General features: G+C 62.2%; 1 protein-coding gene. It reads right to left on the bottom strand.

Annotated features, from left to right (window positions below; genetic code table 11):
• Positions 1–18: 18 nt before the first annotated feature.
• Positions 19–957 carry an IS481 family transposase gene (locus ACFYE1_RS17455; protein WP_387745830.1) on the bottom strand — a complete coding sequence of 313 codons (939 nt, stop codon included), beginning with the start codon at positions 955–957 and terminating at the stop codon, positions 19–21.
• Positions 958–1013 lie beyond the last annotated feature (56 nt).

The raw sequence follows: 1013 nt of genomic DNA, 5'->3' as shown, positions 1-1013 counted from the left end.
TGTGCAACTGACGGAGGCTTATGACAGTGGGTCTTGGGTTTTCTGGCGGAGTCGTTCGTAGGGTGTCTGCCCGCCGAGGGCTCCGTGAGGGCGGTGATAGTTGTAGTAGTCCTCCCACTCCTGGAGCTTTTCGGTGAACAGCTGGGCGTCGTCGATGACCTGACCCTCGAGCAGGCGGTAGAACTCCTCGGAATCGATGCGGTGGGAGCGTTCCACCTTGCCGTTGAGCCGGGGCGTTCGGGGCTTGATGTAGATGTGGCCGATGCCCTTGTCGAGGATGTGCCAGTGCAGCGCCGAGCCGAACTCCTGGCCATTGTCGGTCTGGATCCGCTCCACCGCGAAGGGCAGCTTGGCCAGCACGTAGTCAATGAACTGGATGGCCGTCTTCTGGTCGTTGCGCGGGTAAGCGCGTAGCACCCGCAGACGCGTGCAGTCGTCGATGGCGGTGTACTGGTAGTACTTCTTCGCCTTCCCCGCTTGGCCTATGGGCTCGAGGAACTTGACGTCCACCTGCAGCTGATGGCCGGGGCGCTGCTTCTCGTAACGCTTCCACCGGGTCTCGGTGCGCTTGTGGCGTTGAGAGGCCGGTAGCCGGCTAATCCCGGCCTTGTGCAGGATCCGCCACACCCCGGAGACGCTGACGGTGACGTCGTGGTACCGCTGCAGGTACATCGAGATTTTCTCGGGGCCGAAGTGGTACTGCTGACGCAGCCAGAGGATCTTTTCCACGACTTCGGCCGGGGTGGCGGTGGGCATGTGATGCGGGGCACTGGAACGGTCCTCCAGCCCCTTCAAGCCCTCTTCCTCGTAGCGGTGCAACCAGGTGTAGTAGGTGGGCCGACTGATGCCGTAGTACCGGCAGGTCGCCGCAACGTTGCCGCTGACCTCCTCCACGTGCCGGATGATGGCCAGCCGGTGATTGGCCTGACGCTGGCGTGCAAGGTCGTCTCTTGTCATGGGAGTCTTCCTAGGATCGGAAGACCCGAGTGTCAACAACCTCTGTCAGTTCTAGA

It is taken from the genome of Kocuria nitroreducens (assembly GCF_042879195.1).
GTDB lineage: Bacteria > Actinomycetota > Actinomycetes > Actinomycetales > Micrococcaceae > Kocuria > Kocuria nitroreducens.
The sequence above is the reverse complement of the archived record's forward strand: the minus strand, read 5'-3'. Positions and strand labels throughout refer to the sequence as shown.

Bases quoted from the DNA above. Each gene is read 5' to 3' on its own strand.
- ACFYE1_RS17455 (WP_387745830.1), bottom strand. From the start codon at position 957: ATGACAAGAGACGACCTTGCACGCCAGCGTCAGGCCAATCACCGGCTG.